This is a genomic window from Mycolicibacterium setense (genome assembly GCF_000805385.1).
Taxonomy (GTDB): domain Bacteria; phylum Actinomycetota; class Actinomycetes; order Mycobacteriales; family Mycobacteriaceae; genus Mycobacterium; species Mycobacterium setense.
Genome location: NZ_JTJW01000008.1, coordinates 722,628 through 737,252 on the forward strand (window position 1 = coordinate 722,628; position 14,625 = coordinate 737,252).

Below are 14,625 nucleotides of genomic sequence, written 5' to 3' on the forward strand. Positions count from 1 at the left end.
GGTCGGATCCGACAAACGTGCAAGGCGTCGCCCTTTGGGCGGACAACATGGGGGTTCCAACAGGTGATCAAGTCTTCTTTCAAGTACATCGCGGCCGCTATCGGCGGGCTGGCGCTCGCCGTGCCGCTGTCGGCCGGGCTGGCATCCGCCCAACCCGACTTCAGCGGGGTCGTCAACACGACATGTAGCTACGAGCAGGTGATGGCGGCGCTCAACGCGCAGCGTCCTGACCTGGCCCAGCAGTTCAACGCTTCCCCGTTCGCCCAGGGTGCGTTGCGCAATTTCCTGGCTTCGGGACCTGCCGAGCGTCAGCAGACGGTGGCACAGCTGCAGGCCAGCCCGGCCGCACAGGAGTACTTCGGGCCGATCAACGCGATCGCGGGCAGCTGCAACAACTACTGAGCTTTTCTCTGCGCGAGCAGACACGGAAGTCCCCCGAAACGCGTTTTCGGGGGACTTTCGCGTCTGCCCAGTCCCCTGGCATGTTCAGCCGGTCTTGACCGGCATCCGTGCCCAGCCACGCACGCTTGAGGTGTGGGCCCGGCTCGCCCGGTCGTAGTCGACCTCCCAGTCGGTCCAGCGTTTGAGGACCTCTTCGAAGGCCACCCGCGCCTCGAGCCTGGCCAGCGCCGACCCGAGGCAGAAGTGCAGTCCTTGGCCGAAACTCAAATGACTGCCCTTCCGATGGATGTCAAAGCGATCCGGATCGGTGTACCGGGTGCCGTCCCGGTTGGCCGAGCCGTTGAGCAGAAGCATGTAGGACCCCTCGGCCACGGTGCGGCCGTACAGTTCGACATCGCGCGCCACGTAACGCGCCTGCACCGGTGAGGGCGGCTCGAAGCGCAGTGTCTCTTCCACAGCTGAGGAGATCAATGACGGATCGGCGGCGAGTTCATGGCGCTGGTCGGCGTGCTCAGCGAGCAATTGCCCCATGAAGCCGATGAGCCGGGCAGTCGTTTCTCCGCCCGCTCCGGCGATCATCGCCGTATAGGCCAATACTTCGGTGCGCTCCAGCCGCCGGAGTGTTCCGTCGGGTTCCTCGACCTCGGCATTGAGTAGATCCGTCATGAGGTCATCGGATGGGTGATCGGCGCGCCATTCGATGTATTCGGCGAACAGTGCAAGCGACTCGGCGAAAACCGTCGCGCTGACGTCCCCGGCCACATCCCCAACCGAGATGTTCTTGTCGGTGCGGTCCCGGATCGCGGCCTGCCCCTCCTCGGGAATCCCGAGCAGGTACCCGATGGTCCGCATCGGCATGACCGCCCCGAGGTCGGCGACGAAGTCGAATCCGTCCCCGTCCATGAGCGGGTCCAATGCGCGAGCACAGAAATCACGGACCAGATCTTCAACGGCCATCATGCGGCGAGGCGTGAACACGCGCGACAACAGGCGGCGGTGTAGGTCATGCAATGGCGGGTCCTCGAACAGCAAGATTCCTGGCGGCACCTCGATACCGCTGAACAGAATGTCCGCGGTCGTGCCGCGCCCCGACCGATAGGTCTGCCAATCGGGCAGGGCCGCCGCGACATCGTCATAGCGGCTGAGCGCGTAGAAGTTGTACTTGTCATTGAAGTACAGCGGAGCTTCTTGGCGCATACGCCGCCAGATGGGGTACGGGTTGTCGTCAATCGCGAAGTCGAAGGGGTCGTAATACAACCCCACCACCGGGTCGACGGTCACTGTCTTGTCGCCTTCCAATCATGCTGCGTGCCCGGCGATTCACCACGGGCGCTACTTGGGCTGATTCGGCACCCCGGGGAAGTACTGCTCGGAGGGCCCTGAGGTCACCCAACCGCCGAGCTTGGTGACCAGGTGCGGCGCGAAAACCGAGGCGTAGACCACGTGTCCGATCACGATCACGGCGATCACCGACAACACACCCGACTGCAACCGGGTCTTCGAAATCTTGTCGGCCCATATCTCGATCACGTTGCGGCCCTCGGAATCGGTGCGGCCCAACAGATAGGTGAAGACCATCATCTGCACACCCATGGCGATGGCGTCGTAAATCGGGTACTGGTGTTTGGTCCCCTCCCACAGGCCCAGTCCCTCGATCACGTAGCCGTAGTAGAACAGGCCCAGCCGTGCGCCGATGATGGCATTGAAGAACAGGGCCCAGCAGAACCCGACGGCGAAACCCACCGCCAACAGCGTCTGCGGCCTCCGCCAATTCCACTTCCGCGCCGCCCAACGTCCCAGTGCCGCACCGATGATGGCCGGCAACACGAAGTACCCCATGTAGCCGACGGGTACCGCGGAAGGGAGCCCGCCCCAGGTCATGTTGAGCGGCCACCACGACGGCATCCGCGGTAGCGCGGGCGGAAACTGTGCGTACATCGCCCAGTCGTAGGGCGCCTCGATCCAGGAAAACGAGAGCGCCGAAACGCAGAGCAACAACAGCGGATGCAGACGCCCGCGCCGGTAACTCAGGTAGATACCGACGGCCAGGAAACCTGGACCGGTGATGTACGCGAAAGCCACCCCGGCGTTGATCAGGAAATCGACGCTCACTGATCTGCCTCCCGCTCCGGAGCGCCCCGCGCTTCAGGGTCGAAATACAGCACCAGTCCGACGATCAGGGCGATCAGGACGAACAGGCTGCCCAACATGATGATGCCGCCCACTACCACCTCCTAGTGATGTCGTGTCCGCCGCTAACGGCCAGGTCCGTTGGGCCACTTGAGCAGTGAGCCGGCATCTACGCGGATCTGTTGCCCGGTGATGTAGCGACTGTCATCGCTGGCGAGGAACACGCCGAGGTTGGCCATGTCCTCGGGCTCGATGTACGGGATCGGCATGGCTTGGAAGACGGCGAACAGCGGCTCGGCGTCCTCACGGGTGGCCTTCTTGCCCTGCTCGGTGAGATCGGGCCGGAACATGGAGTACATGCCGTCGTTCTGCAGCAGGTGGGTGTTGCAGTTGGTGGGGTGAATTGCGTTGACGCGGATCATCTTCGGAGCCAGGTGCAAGCTCATCTCCTCGACGTATTCGATGATCACGCGCTTGCTCCACCCGTAACCGGCGCCGCCCGGGCCCATGTTGGGGTTGTCGGTGGTGCCCCGGATCATGCCGGCAGTCGAGCCGGTGACGATGATCGACGACCCGTTGGGCAGGTGTGGGATGGTGACCGCGACCGTGTTCATCACGCCGACGAGGTCGACGTCGGAGGCATCGACGAACTGTATCGGGTCCGGCCTGCCCATCGCCATCGGCAAGATGCCGGCGTTGGCGACCACGATGTCGATCTTGCCCAGATCGGCGATTCCCGCCTCCACGGCGTCGCGCAATTCGTGCCGCTCACGCACGTCGGCGACGCGCGCGACGATGCGGCGTCCGAGTTCCTTGACGGCCCGTTCGGTTTCGGCCAGGTCGTCAGGCGTGGCCAACGGGTAAGGGTTGGTCGGGATGTCGCGGCAGATGTCGACCGCGATGATGTCTGCGCCTTCGGCGGCCATCGCGATCGCATGCGCCCGGCCCTGTCCGCGGGCGGCGCCGGTGATGAAAGCGACCTTGCCATCGAGCTTTCCGGTCATCTGTGCTCCTCGTCGTGCTGGGCCGCTCAGGCGGCTGGTTTGAATTCGAGGTGAAGCTCACTGAGCCCTCGCATGATGAACGTCGGCTCGTAGACGTAATGACGGTCCTCTGCGGGGCCGTGGTGCGCGGTGGAGATCGTGATATCGGACATCCGGTCCAGGATCCGGTTCAGTGAGATCCGGCCTTCCGCACGGGCCAGCGGGGCCCCGGGACAGGAATGCACGCCACGGATGAACGCGATCTGTTCGCGCACGTTGGCACGATCGGGATGGAACGTGTTGGGATCTGGGAACTTCCGTTCGTCACGGTTGCACGCGCCGGGCAGCACCATGACGGTCGTCCCGGCGGGCACCTCGACGTCGCCGATGCTGGTCGTCCTGCTGGCCATCCTGAAGTGTGATTTGACCGGGCTTTCCATCCTCAGCGTCTCTTCGAGGAAGGACGGGATGCGGCTCCGGTCGTCGCGCAGCATCGTCTCGAATCCCGGATTGTCCGCGATGAACCGGACCGCCGAACTGACCAGCTTCGTCGTGGTCTCGGTACCCGCCGCGAACAGAAACGTCGACAGGTTCATCACATCCTCGATGTCGGGAGTCGATCCATCCTCGTACTTGGCCTGGGCCAGTCCGGTCAGCACGTCCTCACGCGGTGTGCGTCTGCGATCCTCGATGTAGCCATAGAACTTGTCGTTGAGCCACTGCAGCGGGTTGTGTGTGGTCGGCGCCTCCTTGCCGAGCTCCCCCACCGTCTCCAGCGCGAACGCCGCCTTGAAGTCCTCGTGGTCCTCACCCGGTACGCCCAGCAGGTCGGCAATGACCAAGAGCGAGAACGGCTTGGCGTAATCCGCCAGGAACTCAGCCGAACCGCGCTCTACAAACGTGCCGACCTGCTGGTCGGCCAGTCGCCACATGAAGTCCTCGTTCTCCTTGAGGCGCTTGGGAGTGATCAGCTTGTTCATCAGACCGCGAGTCCGAGTGTGCAGCGGGGGATCCTGGGAGGTGATGTGTTCACCCATCGGTACCGCGAGCCGGTGCTCCTCGATCAGCTCCGAGACGTCGTCACTGTCTCCCGGCCCGAACGGCAGTCCGGAGAACGGCCCGGCCACCGACACACACGACGAGAAGGCGGGGTCCCTGTAGACGGCCAGCGCCTCGTCATAGCCGGTGACCGCCAGCACGTTGAACGGGGTAGCCTGGGCGACAGGACATTTCGACCGCAGATGGTCGAAGTAGGGATACGGGTCGGGCACCAGCGCCGGGTCGGTGAAGAAATCCACTGCCTCGAAGTCGGTCACATTAGGCTCCTTTTTCTTGCGCGAGCAGACGCGGAATCGCATGAATCCATGCAATTCAGAGCGACTCTGTGTCTGCTCGCCAGAGTTGTCATCCGAACAACACCGGTAGCGAGGTCGGTGACCGGAAGACCTGTCCGCGGATGTGGGGATCGTCGCCGTCCGGGTCGAGGCGCAGGTTCGGCAGCCGATCCAGCAGAAGGTTGATGGCGGTGCGCATTTCGAGGCGCGCAAGGTGCATGCCCAGGCACACGTGCACCCCGTGACCCCAGCCCAGGTTTCCCTTGGCGGTCCGGAAGATGTCGAATTCGTCCGGGTCCGCCCACCGATCTTCCTGCCGATTGGCCGAACCGAGCATCGGCATCACCGAACATCCCGCGGGAATGTGCACCCCGCCGAGCTCGGTGTCGCAGGTCGTGGTGCGGGTGATGGTCAGCAGTGGCGGGTTCCAGCGCACCGCCTCCTCGATGGCCTGCGGCAGCAGTGATCGGTCGGCCCTGATCGCGTCCAGCTGCGTTGTGTCCGAAAGCAACCCGAACAGCAGGTTGCCCAGTGACCGGTACGTGGTCTCCACACCCGCGGGCAACAGCAGCCGCAGGAACGAGAAGATCTCGTCGTCGGTGAGCTTCTCGCCTTCGATCTCGACCTCGGCGAGAAGGCTGATCATGTCTTCCTTCGGCTCCGCGCGACGGGCCTGCAGGATCGGTGCGAAGTACTCGCATAACGCGGCCGACGCCGCCAGTCCGCGCTCCGGGTTCATGATCCAGCTCAGCAGCGAGATGGACCAGCGCTGGAATTGCGGGTAGTCCTCCTCCGGCAGCCCCAACAAGCCGGCGATGATGCGACTCGGATAATCGAACGTGAATTCCTTGACCAAGTCGACCCTGCCTTTGGCGGCGAACTGGTCGATGAGCTCGTTGGCGATCCGCCCGACCAACTCATCTTCCCAACGCGCCAAGGCTTTCTGCGAAAACGCCTTCGACACGAGCGAACGCAGCCTGCCGTGCACCGGTTCGTCCATCCCCAGCATCACGCGCTCGCCGAGCACCGGGCCGAACGCCGCGATGACACCCGACGACGAGAACGTCACGTTGTCGCGGAGCATCTGCTGGGCGTCCTCGTAGCGGTACACGATGAAGACGGGCTTGCCCTGCTCCCCCGGCATCGCCGACGTGTCGATCCGCTGGATCGGCTCCTCGCGCCGAAGCCTGGCGAGCTCAGGGTACGGGTCGCGAACATCGCCGGACACGGCATCGTCGAAGGAGCCGAAGTCCTCGAGGTCTTCAAATAACTGGGGCATAGCTTCCTCCTTCTCTCGTTCTCCTCTACCGTGCCGGGTAGGCGACGGACTTGATCTCCGTGTACTGCTCGAATCCCGCGATACCGTTCTGGCGCCCGACGCCGCTGTTCTTGTAGCCGCCGAACGGGGTGTCGGCGCCATAACCCGCGGTGCCGTTGAGCCCGATGAACCCGGCGCGAAGCCGACGCGCGACGGCGAGCGACCGCTCCAGCGATCCCGACATGACGTTGCCGGCGAGCCCGTATGCGCTGTCGTTGGCGATGCGGACGGCGTCCTCTTCGTCCTCGTAGGGGATGACGACCAGAACCGGTCCGAAAATCTCCTCCTGGGCGATCCTCATGGAGTTGTCCACGTCGATGAAAAGTGTTGGGCTGACCCAGAATCCTTGCTCGAACTGAGTGGGAGCCTCGGTGCTGCCGACAATCATCGTGGCGCCCTCGTCGAGGCCTTTCCTGATGTAGCCGAGGATCCGGGACTGCTGTTTGGCCGAGATGACGGGACCACAAAGGGTCCCGGGATCCTGCGGGTCACCCGGCGCGATGTTCTCGTAGATGACCTTCAGAATCGCGACGCCCTCGTCGTAGCGGGACCGCGGCAACAGCATTCGCGTGGGAGCGGCGCAGCCCTGCCCGGCATGCAGCAACGGACCGATACCGATCAGGCAGGCGGTGTTGAAATCGGCATCCTCCAACACGATGGTCGCCGACTTCCCACCGAGTTCGAGGAAAAGGCGCTTCATCGTCGCCGCGCCCTTCTCCATGATCCGCTTGCCCACCGCAGTGGAGCCGGTGAACGAGATCATGTCGACCTTGGGTGACAGGGTCAGTTGTTCGCCGACGAGGTGGTTCGATGCAGTCACGACGTTCACCACACCCGCAGGGATGTCGGTGTTCTCGGCGATGAGCCGGCCGAGCCGGGTGGCGTTGAACGGCGTGTCGGGCGCCGGCTTGAGCACCACGGTGTTGCCGGTCGCCAACGCCTGTCCGAGCTTGTTGATGGCGACCTCGAACGGAAAGTTCCACGGCACGATGGCGCCGACCACACCGACCGGCTCGCGCCACACCTTGCGCGTGGTGTTCACCCCGGTGACGGAAACCACGCTGTCGCCGAGATCGGTTTCCCACTCGAATGTTTCGATGAGTCGGGCCGGGTATCTGAGGCCGTCGGCGAGGGGGGCGTCGAGTTGCGGGCCGTGTGTCACCGCACGCGGGGCGCCGACCTCGGAGATCAGTTCCTCGCGCAACTCCTCCAGTTCGCTCTCGATCGCCTCGTGCAGCTGTTCGAGGCACCGCTTGCGGAGTTGGTGGTTGGTCGACCAGTCGGTCTCGTCGAAAGACCGGCGCGCCGCGTCGATGGCCCGGTTCATGTCCGCTTTGGACGCGTCCGCGACCTGCCCCAGGGTTTCTTCGTTCGCCGGGTTGATGTTGACGAACGTGCCGGCCTCGCCGTCGACGAGCTTGCCGTCGATCAGCATTCTCGATTCGAATGTCGCCGCGTCAGCCATGATGTGCGTTCTCTTTTCGCAGTGCGCCGAACCGCGGAATGCCCATCAGCAGCCGGGTCATCTGGTGCAGACCCGACGTGGGAAGTAACCGGTTGGCGGTCAACAGCATTCGGGCATCAGGTCCGACAGCCGTCCTAACGAACGGTTTCGAGCTGGCGAGCGCTTTCGCCAGGCCTTCGGCGAACTTCTCGGGCGGTCTGGCCGCCCGCTTCATCATGGCCCGCCCGCGCTTGTCCATCGTGCGGTGGTGGGCAGCGTAGGGCCCGTCCAGATCACGGTCGTCAGTCGTGCCCGCGTCAGTGATGATCTCGGTGTCGTAGGTCCCGGTGACCAGGATCGTCACACCGATTCCGAAAGGTGCTACCTCACTGGCCATCGATTCACCCCACCGCTCCAGCGCACCCTTGACTGCCGAATACGGTGCGGTGGCGGGCATTCCGCGCACGCCGGCTGCGCTGGAGATCAGCACGATGCGGCCACGACCGGCCTGTCGCATGGACGGCAGAACAGCCTTGGTCAGCGCCACCGGGCCGAAGATGCTCGTGGCGAACATGCGCTCCCAGAGGTCGGGCGAGGTCTCCTCGACCATTCCCGCCGCCGAGATCCCGGCATTGTGCACCAACGCATGCGGTGCACCTACCGCTTCGGTGATGCTCTTGGCTGCGGCCGCGATCGACGCTCCGTCGGTGAGGTCGAGCTGGACACCGATCAGCCTGGTGTCGTTCTCGCCGGCTCCGACCGCCTCGCGCAGCACAGGCGTCCCCTTCTCCGGTGAGCGCATCGCAGCCACCACGCGCCACCCCTCGCGATAAAGGCGCGTGGCCGATGCGAACCCGAGCCCCCGAGACGCCCCGGTGATGACGACGCTGCGCTGTTCGGTGCTCCGGGGCTCAGCCATGGTTCTCCGCTGCGCACCGATCGCTCGTCGACCCCAACTCGACGTCGGTGTTGCGCGACGGGCCCTGCTGCCAGGTGGACCACTTGCCCACCGAGTAAGGCCCCTCGGCTCCGTTCGCCCGGTAAAACCCTTGCGGGTCATAGACCTTGGCCTCCGGATACGGCCACGGGCAGGCGACGGAGGTGGCCAACCCGCTGGCCTTGATCGCCCAGAACCAGCCGCCGTAGGCGAAGTACGACACATTGATGATCGCGAACATCACCAGGAACGTGCCGAGCACGGGTCTGGTCGGAAAAATCCTCGCCTTCGCGGCGAGCTTCTCCGCGACTGATCTCCCGGTGTCGTCCCGGTATACCAGAATTGCCGCCGGAATCATCACGAACGTCACCGCGAGCGACTCCCAGATGAGTGGGAATTGGAAAGTGCTGCCCGGGAACAAGGTTCCGAAGGGGATGGCCTGCGAGTAGATGTACAGCCCAGTGCGCACCAGGCTGACCTCCAGGACGGCATCGAAGACGAAACCGATCACCAACACCAGGCCACCCAGGCTGATGAGCGGGTGCCGCGTGACGAACGCCTCCGGACCGTGTTTGGCCTGTAACTTGCGCAGGATCCAGATGGCCGGGAAGTACGGGCCGAAGTAGAAGGTCACATAACCGAACACGATGAAAGGTTCGACCGTCGGCGACATCATGATCAATGGCCAGGATTCCGGCCAGTGCAACAAGATCGGGTTGTACACCGCGTATGGCGACCAGTTCATGATCGGGTCTTGCCAGACGATCAGTGTCGTCACCAGGACCATCAGCAGCACCGGGCTGCCCGGGTTCTTCCGCCAGCCACGGATGAAGACGATGGTCAGGGCCAGGACCATGATCCCGGCACCGACTTGTGGAATGACCTGCCAGTGGTCGAATCCTGTCAGGAAACCCACCGGGCGGGGCCGGCCCTCGATGTCCGGATTGGCCACCCGCGGGTCGACGTCCGTACGCCCGACTGCGGCGAACAACCCCAAGAAGCCCAGCCAGGCGACCAGGGAGATCACTCGGCCCCAGTTAGGACCCTTGCGTGCCGGCCGCTCGTCCCGGGTGTCGGGCGGTAGCGATTCCTGTGTCGTCATGTCACGCATCTCCGAAGCGGTCGACCAGGTGCGAATTGGCGCCATCCGCATCGAGAGTGCGTGCGACCAGATACCCCGACCCCATCCACGCTCGCCGGGTCCACTTCCCCAGGGAAACCCGGGTTCCGGGCGCGCCGGAGGCCGCAGGCATCATCTTCACGCGTTCGAGCGCTTCTTTGACGCCGCGTGGGCTCAGCGGATGGGCGTCGGTGAAGGCGCGGACCAGCGTGGCGGCGACGTCGTGGTTGACGACCGACACGCAGTATTCGGGGCGACTGCCGTTGTACCGCTTCGCATACCGGTCCAGCCAGGCCTGCCCGACGGGGTTGCCCTCGTCGTACTGATCGACCCCGATCCAGCCCAGAAACGCGTTCCACATGATCGGGTTGACCCAGGCGTTCTGGAATGCGGTGGTGGTGAAACGTGGAGGATCCCAGTTGACGGCCTCAAGCGCCGGGTTGATGAAGACTATGCCGAAACCGAACCCGAGATGGACGATGGCCTCGGCCTTCGCCTCGTGCAGCGTGCTGACCGCCGCATTGATATCCTGCGCGGTCTGCGCGATCGCGGCCTCGGCGACGATACGAATACCCTTGCGGGCACAGGCAGTTCGCAGGTTTTTCAGGTAGCTGTCACCGATGAGGTTCTGTTCGACCAGCACGCCGATCTCGGTCAGGCCCCGTTTCGCCACCAGATCCGCCAGAAAGATGGGTTCGTCCGTCATCGAGCCTTGAGGAAAGGCGAACGTCCACTCGCCGAGCCAGTCGTCGGTACCCGTGACACTGATGGCGGGCACTTTGAAGCGCTCCTCGATCGCTTCCCGTAGCGGCACACAGTTGTCGGTGATATTCGGCCCGAATACCACCAGGGCGCCCTCGTCCACGAGTTCGCCGTAGGCGTCGATCACCGCCTTCACCGACCCCTTCGGCAGCCCTTCCACCTCGCGGTAGATGATCTGCACCGGCCGATCCATCAGACCTTGCTCGACAGCCTCTTCGAACACCAGGTCAAAGGTCTGGGTGAACGAAGCACGCAGCTCCTCCGGAAAGCCTGCAGGCAAGGTGAAGTCCATCAGGTAACCGACCTTGATGGGCTCCGCAGTGCTCTCGTATGACATCTGACCTCCATGGCGCTGGCGTCCGTCGCTGGAATATCGGAGGAACCTAATATTTGTTCTGAACCTAACCGGGGTACTGCCGCGCGTCAATCACCGGATGCCGATCCACCCAGGTAGACGTCGATCAGCTCGTGCAAGCCGCGGCTCACCGCAACGTCATCGGTCAGCGGTCCCGCCACCGCCACCCTGGCTGCCAGCGTTACGGACAGGCCCTCGGTGACCAGGCGCCCAGCCGCGATCAGCACACGAGTCGAGGCGACTTCGCGCAGGCCTCCGGTCTCCAACCGCCGGATAGCCTGTCCGAAGCGCACCAAGTCGGCGGCGATGGACGGATCCACCCCCGCCTCGTGGGCGAGGATGCCCTCTTCGACCTCGGGCGCGGGAAAACCGAACTCGATGGCCACCATCCGCTGGCGCGTCGAGTCTTTGAGGTCCTTGAGTACGCTTTGGTAGCCCGGGTTGTAAGACATGACCAGACCGAATCCCGGTGCCGCGTCCAGCGTGATGCCGAGGCGCTCGATCGGGAGCTGGCGACGATGGTCGGCGAGGGGATGCAACACCACAGTGGTGTCCTGGCGGGCTTCGACCACCTCGTCGAGGTAACAGATCGCGCCCTCGCGCACCGCGCGGGTCAGCGGCCCGTCCACCCAGACCGTCTCGTCGCCCCGCAACAGGTACCGCCCGACAAGGTCGGCGGTGGTGAGGTCGTCGTGGCAAGCGACGGTGATCAGCGGACGGCCGAGGTCATGAGCCATCGCCTCGACGAAGCGCGTCTTGCCGCACCCGGTCGGGCCCTTCAGAAGCAGTGAAAGCCCTTGGCGATAGGCCGCCTTGAATACAGCCTCCTCCTTGCCGACCGCCACGTAGTACGGCCGGTCCGTATCGGCCTGGGACTGCGCGCCGTTCTGGTGTGGGAGCCCGATTCCAAACCCTGTTTCGCCGACCATCGCTTCCCTTCCTCACCCCGCTCCGCTGCGGATTTCGGGCAGCTTGATAGTTCGCTACCTACACAATTCATCAATTGACTTCTGGGACAACGCATCTTTAGCTACCGTCAGGCCACCCTCCGCCGCACCTCGGCTGCGCGCAGAGCCGAACGAAACAGCGGGCCGATCACACCCGCAAGTTGATCGGGGCGGCCGATCATCGCGTGTGCCGCGCTGCCGAACACTCTTCGCAGTGAGGTGGCATCGGTGCTGGCACCCACGGTCAGGCACACGCACCCGATTCCCCGCCGCCGCGCCTCGGTCAGTGCCCGGCGGGCGTCCGCGGCGCCGTAGGACCGCTCGTAACCGTGGTCGTAGGCCAGCCCGTCGGACACCACCACGAGGAGCCGGCGGGAGGTGCCGCCGTGGGATTCCAGCACTACCGAACCGTGACGAATCGCTGCGCCCAGCCGCGAGTACGCCCCGGGCTCCAGGCTGTTGAGCTTCATGATCACCCGGGCATCCAGGCGGTCGTCAAATCGCTTGACGGGCACCATGCTCACGTCTTTACGCCCCTGCGAGAAGTAGGCGTACAGCCCGACCCGGTCACCGAGGTCGTGTAACGCCACGGTCAGGTTGGCCACCGCATCCCGCTGCTGCTGATGCACGGTGCGACCGACGGTACCCGGCTCGGCGGCGGAACCAGAGACGTCGAGCAACACCAGCACCGACAGGTCGCGGCGGCGTCGCAGGCTGTCGAGGTAGACGGCCTCGTCCGGCGCCGACCGCGCCCTCGCTTCCACCCGAGCCTCGACGGCGGCATCGATGTCGATGTCGTCGCCTTGGGACTGGCGATGACGGCGCTGCAGGCCCATGCCGAGGCGCGCGAGCGGCCGTCGTACCCCGATGACGGTGTCGACGGCCTGCGAGGTCGACGCTTTCACGCGCGGCGCGACCTCCCGCACCGTGCACCAGTCCGGCCGGTAACTCTTGCGATCGACGTCCCACTCGGGATAGGTGACGCCATCGGATTCGACGTCGGCTCCGTACTTTCCGTCCTCGGTCTCAGCGGAAGCCAACGACGACACCGCGTTTGCGCCGCGCTTGGCCGAGTTGACGCGATGCGTCGGCGCGTCGGCGCCGGGTGGTCCACCACCGCTGGCGGCCTTTCGCACCGAGGACAACATCTTCTTCAGCCATTTTCCGATGGCGCCGCCCCCGCCGACAGGGCTGGTGAACAGGTCGGGTTCGTCGGTGTCGTCGACCTCGCCGTCGTCAAGCTCCTCGAGTGCCTGCTTGCTGTCGCGTCGTCGCGGGACATGGCCGGGCGTCTCGTGGTCTGCCTGGCGGACGGCACGACTGCTGGCAGCCAGCACTTTCTTCGGCCGGATCACGCCGAACACCGCGGGTGGAGCGTCGAGCGCTTCCTTGCCCGAGGCGGTCGCCAACGAGCTTGTGGCCGAATCACTTCGACCGCCGATGGCGTGGTCGGCCAGCGCGCCGAGGCTACCCGGCAGCAGCGCGTCGTTCGCCACGAGTGCCCGGTGCCCCTCGACGGCCAGATAGCGCTTCGCCAACCGGGGACGGCGAACCATGGCGCCGACCACCGCCGGGGCCAGGCTGCCCACAGCGATCAACGACGCCTGGACGGCCACTGATTCGAGTTGCCTGCGCGCCGGCACGGAAGTGTCGAGGAAGATGGTTTCGCCATCGGTCCACGGCGGGGCTCCCGTCTCGGCCGTAGCCACCGCAACTGGGCGGCCTGCGAGCGCGGACGCCAGCATGCCCAGACCGGAGAACAGGTCACCATTGCCGCTATCCGACACCCGACCACCTCCGGACCCGCCAGATGACCCTTTGACCAAATATCTGTTCCACCGTAGAGTTCGGCGCGACCGGAGTCAATCAACGCGATACGAATCAACGAGGAGTGCAACATGATCGACTTCACCGGCCGGGTTGCCGTGGTGACGGGAGCCGGACGCGGACTGGGCCGGCTCTACGCCATTGATCTGGCTCGCCGTGGCGCGTCGGTGGTCGTCAACGATATCGGCGGCACCATGCACGGCGTGGGGTCGGACACCGGCGTCGCCGACCGGGTGGTCGAGGAGATAACGAAAGCCGGCGGCCGGGCGGTCGCATCGTACGACTCGGTGGACAGCGCGGCAGGCGGCCAGGCAATCGTCGACTCGGCAATCGAGAACTTCGGCCGACTCGACGCCGTGGTCAGCAACGCAGGCATCTTCAACAGCATTCCGTTCGAGCAACTCAGCGCCGACGACTGGCGACACATGCTGCGAGTCCATCTCGACGGCGGCTACTATCTGAGCCAGCCCGCATACAAAGTGATGCAGGAACAGTCTTACGGGCGGTTCGTTTTCATCTCCTCGTCGGCGGGTAATTTCGGCCAGCCGATGGAAGCCCACTACGCCGCCGCGAAAACCGGGCTCGTCGGCCTCTCCAATGTCATCGCCATCGAAGGCGCCGCACATGGCATCAGCTCCAATACCGTATTGCCCACCGGCTTTTCGCGGATGGTTACCGAGACCGTCGGAGACGAGAATTTCCTGGCCGAGTCCGGCTTCATGCGCGCCATACGCCCCGAGCTGGTCGTACCGCTGGTGACGTTCCTGGCAAGCAGCAGTTGCACGTTCACTCACCGCAACTACTCGGCGTGCGCCGGGCGCTACGCCCGCGTCTTCGTCGGGCTGAGCGACGGCTGGTTGGCCGACGCGGACAGCGAACCCGCGGCCGAAGACATCGAGAGTCATCTGGATGAACTGTCCTCCACTGACAGGTTCATCGTGCCGGACTCCATCGTCGACGAGGTACTGCAGGTGTGTGATCGACGCGGGATCAGCGCCATGCCAGACAACGCCGACGTCACGTTCCCGCAGCCCCGCAGTTCGGTTGCCGATCGGTAGGATCGGTC

13 protein-coding genes are annotated in these 14,625 nt (G+C 64.7%); 2 read left to right on the forward strand and 11 right to left on the reverse strand.

From position 1 onward, the window contains the following. Nucleotides 1–63 precede the first annotated feature (63 nt). On the forward strand, nucleotides 64–402 hold the full coding sequence (locus QQ25_RS21695) for a hemophore-related protein (protein ID WP_039322618.1): 339 nt from the start codon (nucleotides 64–66) through the stop codon (nucleotides 400–402). Nucleotides 403–486: 84 nt separating this feature from the next. Here the strand turns inward: QQ25_RS21695 and QQ25_RS21700 are convergent, their stop codons facing one another. From QQ25_RS21700 to QQ25_RS21750, 11 genes are all read right to left on the reverse strand, one after another. Beyond that, nucleotides 487–1,683 carry a cytochrome P450 gene (locus QQ25_RS21700; RefSeq protein ID WP_039380925.1) on the reverse strand — a complete coding sequence of 399 codons (1,197 nt, stop codon included), beginning with the start codon at nucleotides 1,681–1,683 and terminating at the stop codon, nucleotides 487–489. A gap of 51 nt (nucleotides 1,684–1,734) precedes the next feature. Further along, the gene (locus tag QQ25_RS21705; protein ID WP_039380927.1) at nucleotides 1,735–2,514 is read right to left on the reverse strand and encodes a spirocyclase AveC family protein; all 780 of its coding nucleotides are present in this window, start codon (nucleotides 2,512–2,514) and stop codon (nucleotides 1,735–1,737) included. 143 nt (nucleotides 2,515–2,657) lie between these two features. Further along, nucleotides 2,658–3,536, reverse strand: coding sequence for a mycofactocin-coupled SDR family oxidoreductase (locus tag QQ25_RS21710; protein WP_039380928.1), 879 nt, complete (start codon nucleotides 3,534–3,536; stop codon nucleotides 2,658–2,660). Between the two features lie 26 nt (nucleotides 3,537–3,562). Beyond that, the gene (locus QQ25_RS21715; protein ID WP_039380930.1) at nucleotides 3,563–4,831 is read right to left on the reverse strand and encodes a cytochrome P450; all 1,269 of its coding nucleotides are present in this window, start codon (nucleotides 4,829–4,831) and stop codon (nucleotides 3,563–3,565) included. An 88-nt stretch (nucleotides 4,832–4,919) separates the two neighbouring features. Beyond that, a complete protein-coding gene (locus QQ25_RS21720; RefSeq protein ID WP_039322628.1) occupies nucleotides 4,920–6,128 on the reverse strand; it encodes a cytochrome P450 in 1,209 nt (402 codons plus the stop codon). A 25-nt stretch (nucleotides 6,129–6,153) separates the two neighbouring features. Continuing rightward, on the reverse strand, nucleotides 6,154–7,632 hold the full coding sequence (locus tag QQ25_RS21725; RefSeq protein ID WP_039380931.1) for an aldehyde dehydrogenase family protein: 1,479 nt from the start codon (nucleotides 7,630–7,632) through the stop codon (nucleotides 6,154–6,156). Beyond that, nucleotides 7,625–8,530 (reverse strand): SDR family oxidoreductase, encoded by a 906-nt coding sequence (locus tag QQ25_RS21730; RefSeq protein ID WP_039380933.1) that lies wholly within the window; start codon nucleotides 8,528–8,530, stop codon nucleotides 7,625–7,627. The genes QQ25_RS21725 and QQ25_RS21730 overlap by 8 nt, the downstream gene beginning before the upstream one ends. Continuing rightward, the gene (locus QQ25_RS21735; protein ID WP_039380934.1) at nucleotides 8,523–9,650 is read right to left on the reverse strand and encodes a spirocyclase AveC family protein; all 1,128 of its coding nucleotides are present in this window, start codon (nucleotides 9,648–9,650) and stop codon (nucleotides 8,523–8,525) included. The genes QQ25_RS21730 and QQ25_RS21735 overlap by 8 nt, the downstream gene beginning before the upstream one ends. Before the next feature lies 1 nt (nucleotide 9,651). Beyond that, the gene (locus QQ25_RS21740; protein ID WP_039380936.1) at nucleotides 9,652–10,767 is read right to left on the reverse strand and encodes an ABC transporter substrate-binding protein; all 1,116 of its coding nucleotides are present in this window, start codon (nucleotides 10,765–10,767) and stop codon (nucleotides 9,652–9,654) included. A gap of 86 nt (nucleotides 10,768–10,853) precedes the next feature. Beyond that, nucleotides 10,854–11,714 carry a CbbQ/NirQ/NorQ/GpvN family protein gene (locus QQ25_RS21745; RefSeq protein WP_039380937.1) on the reverse strand — a complete coding sequence of 287 codons (861 nt, stop codon included), beginning with the start codon at nucleotides 11,712–11,714 and terminating at the stop codon, nucleotides 10,854–10,856. A 107-nt stretch (nucleotides 11,715–11,821) separates the two neighbouring features. Beyond that, on the reverse strand, nucleotides 11,822–13,519 hold the full coding sequence (locus tag QQ25_RS21750) for a nitric oxide reductase activation protein NorD (protein ID WP_039380939.1): 1,698 nt from the start codon (nucleotides 13,517–13,519) through the stop codon (nucleotides 11,822–11,824). Nucleotides 13,520–13,630: 111 nt separating this feature from the next. Between QQ25_RS21750 and QQ25_RS21755 the strand changes: the two genes are divergently transcribed. Further along, nucleotides 13,631–14,617 (forward strand): SDR family NAD(P)-dependent oxidoreductase, encoded by a 987-nt coding sequence (locus QQ25_RS21755; RefSeq protein ID WP_039380940.1) that lies wholly within the window; start codon nucleotides 13,631–13,633, stop codon nucleotides 14,615–14,617. Nucleotides 14,618–14,625: the final 8 nt, after the last annotated feature.

What these genes read in the sequence shown, in the direction of transcription:
- QQ25_RS21710 (WP_039380928.1), bottom strand. Translation starts at nt 3,536, where the DNA reads ATGACCGGAAAGCTCGATGGCAAGGTCGCTTTCATCACCGGCGCCGCC.
- QQ25_RS21725 (WP_039380931.1), bottom strand. Translation starts at nt 7,632, where the DNA reads ATGGCTGACGCGGCGACATTCGAATCGAGAATGCTGATCGACGGCAAG.
- QQ25_RS21730 (WP_039380933.1), bottom strand. Translation starts at nt 8,530, where the DNA reads ATGGCTGAGCCCCGGAGCACCGAACAGCGCAGCGTCGTCATCACCGGG.
- QQ25_RS21720 (WP_039322628.1), bottom strand. Translation starts at nt 6,128, where the DNA reads ATGCCCCAGTTATTTGAAGACCTCGAGGACTTCGGCTCCTTCGACGAT.
- QQ25_RS21755 (WP_039380940.1), top strand. Translation starts at nt 13,631, where the DNA reads ATGATCGACTTCACCGGCCGGGTTGCCGTGGTGACGGGAGCCGGACGC.
- QQ25_RS21745 (WP_039380937.1), bottom strand. Translation starts at nt 11,714, where the DNA reads ATGGTCGGCGAAACAGGGTTTGGAATCGGGCTCCCACACCAGAACGGC.
- QQ25_RS21735 (WP_039380934.1), bottom strand. Translation starts at nt 9,650, where the DNA reads ATGACGACACAGGAATCGCTACCGCCCGACACCCGGGACGAGCGGCCG.
- QQ25_RS21740 (WP_039380936.1), bottom strand. Translation starts at nt 10,767, where the DNA reads ATGTCATACGAGAGCACTGCGGAGCCCATCAAGGTCGGTTACCTGATG.